Source organism: Stenotrophomonas sp. (assembly GCF_031995405.1).
Taxonomy (GTDB): Bacteria; Pseudomonadota; Gammaproteobacteria; order Xanthomonadales; family Xanthomonadaceae; genus Stenotrophomonas.
This window is the reverse complement of the sequence record NZ_DAMAGC010000016.1, coordinates 47044-53934: the sequence shown is the minus strand read 5'-3', so window position 1 is coordinate 53934 and position 6891 is coordinate 47044. Positions and strand designations below refer to the sequence as shown.

At 67.1% G+C, this 6891-nt stretch carries 2 protein-coding genes; both read right to left on the bottom strand.

Annotated elements, in window-relative coordinates:
• A partial coding sequence (locus RTO53_RS04675) for an autotransporter outer membrane beta-barrel domain-containing protein (protein ID WP_312236712.1) occupies positions 1–3446 on the bottom strand: 3446 nt, incomplete at its 3' end.
• A 653-nt stretch (positions 3447–4099) separates the two neighbouring features.
• On the bottom strand, positions 4100–6793 hold the full coding sequence (locus tag RTO53_RS04670; protein WP_312236711.1) for an autotransporter outer membrane beta-barrel domain-containing protein: 2694 nt from the start codon (positions 6791–6793) through the stop codon (positions 4100–4102).
• Positions 6794–6891: the final 98 nt, after the last annotated feature.

Sequence of the window (6891 nt, the reverse complement as noted above, 5' to 3'; positions counted from 1 at the left end):
TGCCCGGCTACGTCGCGGTAGCCTGCGCTGCCGTTCTGTACCGCCATGTCGCCCCATGCAGCCCAGTTCGCACCCAGCTGCAGCTGCGCGCCGACCTTCACTTCATAGCGGTCCCTGGGGATGCCCGCCTGGAGTTTTTCGCCATCGAAGTGCAGCGCGTTGTCGCTTGCATCGTGCAACCAGTTCACCGCCAGGAACGGCTGTACCCGGTTCCACGGGGAAACGCCGTGGCCCTGCACCTGCAGGCCGACCCGGGTGGACAACCCGCCGGCATCGGCACCGTCGACGCGTGTACCGTTGGCTTCCACCACGCTGTCGCTGCGATAGTCGGTATAAAGCACCTGGACCTGCGGCTGCAGCGACCAGACCGTGCGCGCGCTGTTGCCAAGCATGAACGCATAGCCTGTCTCCAGTGAAGCGGTAGTGGCGCGCGCGTCATAACGTTCGCGGCGCAACCCCAGGCCGTCCACGCGGTTGTCGTAGCGACCGTACTGTGCCCAGCCGTCCACGTAGAGGCCGGCGCCATCGGTGTTCTGCAGCCACGTGCCATATGCGCCCAGCGCGGTGCCACGCACGCGCCCCTTGGCGGAGTAGCCGGTCAGCGCGGAGGACACCTGGTTCTGCGCGGTACCGCTGGCCAGCATCACCCCGACGGTGGCGCGACTGTCCTGTCCGCGCCCGAACAGATCCGCCCCCACCTGCAGCACGTTGCTGTCGCTGCTCACCTCCAGCTGCCGGCCCACCGCACCGAAGTCGGCCTGGTTGCGCTTGACACGCACCCAGCCACCGTTGCGGTCGGCTTGGGTGGACGGGTCGCCGTGGCGATCCTGGTAGCGCAGCTGGAACATGTCCACCGCGGCGGACTGGTTGGCGAGATAGGCACCCGGTTCCGGGCGAAGCACGGGTTCGGGCGGCAGCGGCGGCTCGATCGGACCGACCGTATCGGGAAGCTCCGAACGCAGATACCAGTCGCCGCCCGCGCCGCCGCGGTCGCCCTTGAACAGGAAATACTCGTACTGCCCGGCGACGGCGCGGCCCATCAGGTCGAAGGTCGCATTGGAGTTGCCCCCCACTTCCACCACACGGATGCCATTGCTGGTCTGCGCGCCCGCGCCACTGGCATTGCGCACCTGCAGCTCGGCCTGGCCACTGCTGTTGCCGGTGATGCGCAGCAGGTCGGTGCGTGCACTGTCGCCGGCCAGCTCGGTATCCAGCAGCAGCGTGCCGCCCTGCCCGATGAAATCACCGTTGATGGTCAGCGTGCCGATATCCCCGCCACGGTTGCCGCCCGGTGCCAACACCGCGCCGGCCACCAGCGTGGTGCTGCCAACGGTGCCGCTGCCGGCCAACGTCGCGCCCGCCTGTACGGCCAGCGTTCCGCCCAACTGCCCGTTGACCTCCAGCTGGCCTTCGCGTACTTCGCTGGCGCCGGTGTAGGCACTGGAGTCGCCGCTCAGGATCAACCGGCCGAAATCGCGCTTGATCAGATTGCCCGTACCAAACAGCGCGCTGTCGATCGTGGCGGTCATCTCCGCGCCAGCGGCCGCGCCGGTGCCGACTCGGATGATGGTTTCCGGTGCATCCAGTCGCAGCGCGCCGCCGGTGACGCGGTCGCCGTCGCTGGCGAACTGCAGCCCGGTGGTGGCGACCTGGCCACTGGCGTTGTCGATGGTGACCACGCCCGGCGCGGCCTGGAATACGCCGAAGTCCTGGGCCCATGGATCATTGAACGTACCCGGCGCGTCGGTCCATTGACTGTTGAGAAGGTTCCAGACGCCGTCTCCACCGGCAATCACACCGTCGTTCGCCGCGCCGGCACCGTCCCAGAACGCTATCGCTCCGCTCGCCACGCTGGCGACCAGGTTTACCTGTCCGCTGATCGAAGTCTGCACATCGGCGCGCCCTGCTGGCAGCGTGCCGACCTCCAACGTGTTGTCGACCAAGCTGCCGCCGTAGTCGAAGATGCGATAGACGCCGCTGCCGAACCCGCCCAGGTCACTGACGTCCAGGCGCCCGTCAAGGACCAGATCGCCACGCACCTGAAACACGCCGGTGGAGTTGCCAGGCACGCCCAGAGCGGTCTTGATGACCGAGCCGCCGGACAAGGAAAGACTGTCGAACAGCAGGGGTGCACCCTGCTGCGCCGACAGCACCCCGCCGTCGGCCACGCTGACCGCACCGGCGACGGTGCCAAAACCGGAGAGCGCGGCACCATTGGTCACGGACATGGCAGGCACGGTGATGGTGCTGCCGACCATGCGGAGCTCGCCAGACGTGAGCAAGGCTGCGCCGGTGAAGCTGGCATCATGTGCGAGACTCCAGTCCACGCCCTCCATGCGCAGGGTGTCGAAGCCCTGCAGCAATGCGTCCTCACTGCCCGTGCCGCGCAACACCAGCAGGTGGCCATTTCCGCTGGCGATGGCGTCGCCTTGCAGATCCGAGCCGGTGTCCAGGATCAACGTGTTGGCATTCCCGCTGATCGCCACGGCAGTGCCAGCGCGGCCAATCACAGTACCCCGGTTCAGCAGCGAGCTGATGCTACTGGCGGAACCGTTGAAGCGCACACCGACATCCCCGGCGATCGTGCCCTCGTTGGTCAGTGCATAGTTGTTTGACGACATTCCGACCCCGATGCCGCCAGCCGCGGTGCCCTCGATGGTGCCGGTGTTCAGGAACGTGCCATTGAGCGACTGTAGTGCAACACCTGCGACGCCGCCAACGATCTGGCCACTGTTGACGCCGTTAAGCGTCGCGCCGGGCAAGTTCGATCCAAACACGCTTATGCCCGAGTCGAGCCCGCTGATCAAGCCGGAGTTGTCGATCGTCAGCACGCCCTCTCGCGTGGTCATGAAAACGCGGACGCCCGTGCTGCGCTCAGACGGCAGCGCCGGCGTGCTGTTGGAGACGATGGCGCCAGAGTTCACCACCGTGATCGGCGCCGGCGCCGTTCCGCCACCAAAGATCACCACCGCGTCACTGGAGGTTCCTGTGCTGGTAATCGTGCCACTGTTGTCAAGATAGAAGCTGCCTTTGAGGCTGGCAGTTACCGTCGACTGGAAGCCGCCGGACATCGTCAGGTCGCCCGCATTGATCAGGGTGCCATTGATGAGGCCACTGTGGTCGGAGAATCGGACTGCCACCACGTTGTTCTGGGTGGTATTCACCACCGCCCCAGCCTCGATGACGGCCCGGATATCCCCCGTGGGGGACGGCGGCGAACTGCCACTGCCCGTGATCGCGCCAATTCCGAAAGAGGTATTGGAGCCTGAGGGAATGCTACTTGCCCCTGAGGTATCCACCACCGTGCCGGCCTTCAGCGTCAAATCCAGCGTTCCCACCTGGTAGACGATGCCCTGTGAATAGGCCGGCGGCGGGGTGTCGCAGATCACCACCGCCGCCGTGCCGCATTCGTTGAGCGCCAGGGCCGGCGCACTCGTCGCCAGCATCGCGAGCGCTATTGCCCACGGCATGGCCGCCGGAGAAGGAAGGGCAACAAGGTTCGAGCGGCCGTTCCGGCCGCAAAGCGGTGAGGTGTACATGGGGCGAATCTCCAATGGGTATTGCGGGCGCGGGCGCAGCGGTGATCGCCCGTCGGGCAGGCCGAGTCATGACAGCCGGTGGAGTCCGCGAACGAACAGTGCGGCATTGGCTCCCCCAGGCGGAACGCAGGTCGTTCAACGCAACGGGGGGCGTTGCAGCCGAGCACGCTGTCGCCACCGTTGGCGGCCACTCGATAGATGTTTGACAGCGCGAACCGTGCGGCCGATAGGAGAAAGAATCATAGAAAGGTCGTCCGGCAATGCGAATACAACATTTCCGAAATCTATGCTCGCGGCATCCGACCGCTTCCAGCGCTACTCGATTCCACTGGAGATAAACAAATGGGAGCTAGCTCACGGATTTAGCGCGCAAGCATGGTGATGCTAGTGTGAAACGATAGGGGATCTTTCGCCGGTCTCCGGGACGGACGAGCGCAGGCCCGTTTTGCGACGCAAACGGCCTCAAGGCGCGGTGACAGGCCGTACGGAGAGCGACCCCGGAAAAACAGCGAAGGCGCCAATGGCGCCCTCGCTGTACTCCTCATGCATCACCACTGACGTCACCAGCTGGCGCGCATCCCCAACGACGCGTTCGCCTCGCGATAGCCGCCACTGCCGCGCTGCCAACCCGCCTCGCCCCATGCGCTCCACCGCGAACCCAGTCGCAGCTGTGCGCCGGCGGCTGCCTCGACGCGATTGCGTGGCCGTCCACCCGCCACCCGCTCGCCATCGAAGCGCAAACTGTTGTCGGCGCTTTCGCGGTGCCAGTTGACCGCCACGAACGGCTGCACGCGGGCGCCGGTCGTGTTCGCGTGTCCAAACAACCGCACCCCGACACGGCTGCTCAGTCCGTCGGCGTCGGCACCGTCGATCAGGGTGCCGTTGCGTTCGGTGTGCGCGTCCGCGTCGAACGCGGTATAGCGCAACTGCACCTGCGGTTGCACGTAGACGGCGCGGGCCGCGCTGTCCACCAGGGTGAACGCGTAGCCGGCCTCCAGCGCGGCCGAGGTGCTGCGGCTGTCGTAGCGCTCCTTGTCCAGGGCGTCTCCCTGCACGCTGTTCTGGAAGCGCGCGTGCTGCACGGTGGCATCCAGGTACAGCCCGCGCACGCCATCGGCACGCTGCCGCCACTGTCCGTAGACGCCTGCGACCTGGCCATCGACCTTGCCGCTGGCGCGGTAGCCGGTGAGCTGCGAAGTGCTGGTGCTGCTTGCGCGCCCACTGCCCAGCAGCACGCCGAACGTGCCGCGGGTGTCCTCTCCCCACGCCAGCAGGTCGGTGCCGACCACCAGTGATGCGGTGTCCCCGTGTACGCGCAGCTGATCGGCCACCGCACCGTAACGGGCCCGGCTGCTGGCCACCAACGCCCATGCGCCCCGCGCGTCATCGCCTCGCGCCCCTTGCCGATCCTGCGCCTGGAGCGTGAACATCTGCAGTGCCGAGCGCTGGTTGGCAAGGTAGGCGCCCGGCTCGGGGCGCAGTACCGGGCGCGGCGTCCCGGGCGTTTCCGGCTCGGGGATCACTTCCGGCTCGGGGATCACTTCCGGCTCCGGCGTCGGCACGGTGCACGTCTCACGGTTCCAGTTGACGGCACAGGGCTCCGGCGGCGGCGGACCGCCGCACTCCCCCGCCTGCGGGTCCGCCTCGCACGGATCCATCACCTCCGGCTGCAACGCCGAACGCAGGTACCAGTTGCCATCGGCCGGATCGCGGTCGCTGCCCTTGAACAGGAAATATTCGTACTGCCCACCGACGGCACGGCCGGCGAGCGTCAACGCTGCACCGGACACGCCATCGACCTGGATCAGCTGGATACCGTCCACGGTCTGGCCACCGCGCCCCCCCACGTTGTTGACCACGATCGCGCCGTGACCGGCGGTATCGCCCTGCACCCACAGGTGATCGCTGGCCGAACCGTCCTCGCCCAGCGCGCTGTCGAACACCAGCGTACTGTCGTCGATGTTCAGATCCCCGCGCACGACCATGCGGTCGCCGACGCTCCCGGCACCCAGCGTCAACGTGCTGCCATTGCGCAGGCTCAGCTGGTCCAGCTGAGACTGGCCCCATGCGTTCCACGCGCTATCCTCCAGGTGCATGTCCAGCGCAGCGTCGGCATCGACCTGTACATTGCCCTGCAGCTGCGAGCCCACGGCGCGGATGTCGATGCGGCTGTCGCGGCGCGCGTGCGCCAGGCCTCGGTCCGCCACGACCTGCACCGCACTGTTGCCCAGCTGCACCCGCAGATCGGCACCGTTGTCGGCAACCAGCGCGTGTGCACCGCGACCGACCAGCCACGACGCCGCCGCATTGACCTGGTTGACACTGTCGGCTTCACCGGCGAACACCACCGCATCGCCGCCGTCGAGAATGCTGCCCCGGGCCAGGTCGAGGGTGTTTTCCTTGCCGCGCAGGAACTGCACCGCGTGACTCTGCGCCGACCGGACGCTGGCATTGTCCAGCCGCAGGTTCGCCCCGATGTCTTCCGGCACCCCGTTGTCCTGGTAGCCGGCCAGGATGCCGACGCTGCCGACACCCTGGGTCACGACGTGGGCATCCACCAGCGCAAGGTCAGCGCGATAGACGAACGGCAGGTGCCCGGTGATGCTCCAGCGCATCGACCGTGCATGCACGCCGTGGGCGCCGTCACCAAGGGTTTCCACGGCGGAGTTCTGCAGGGCCAGGGTGCCGCCCATCATCGCCGCGCCATGTGCGCTGCCGCCGGTAGTGGTCACGAGGGAATCGATCAGGTCCACCGTGTTGACGCCGGCCACCGCGACCCCGGACGCGCCGCTGCCCTCGGTGGCGACCGAGCTGCCGCGCACGGTGACATGGCCGACCTTGTCCAGCATGCCGGTACTGGAGTCGAAGGTGGTGGAGCTGAACAGCAGGCCGAAGGCCCGATCGCCGCGGGTGCTGAAATCGGACCCTTCGATCACGGCATCGTAGGTGACGCCATTGTTGTAGTACTCGCCACCGTAGTACGACAGCGCGGACATGCCATCGCCGGTGGTGAGCACCCGGGTGCGCTCCATCCTCAGATTGCCACGGTCCACGCTCACCGCCGCATCGGTCCGGACCTCATGGTTGGTCACCGTGCTGTCGTATACCTCGGCATGGCCATAGGTCGGCGGCCGGATCAGGTCCACGTCCGCGTCACGGATGATCACGGTCTCGGCAGCGAGCGCCGGCAACGGGGACAGGGCGGTGCCGACGGCAAGGCACAGCGCATTGACACGCAGGGTAATGACATTCATCGAGGTGGGTTCCAGAGTGGGGCGCGGGGGAGCCCGTAGCGCGATATCGCGCGGCGACCGGGAAGTGGGTGCGACCTTGTGTTGCGCCCGGCCCCCGG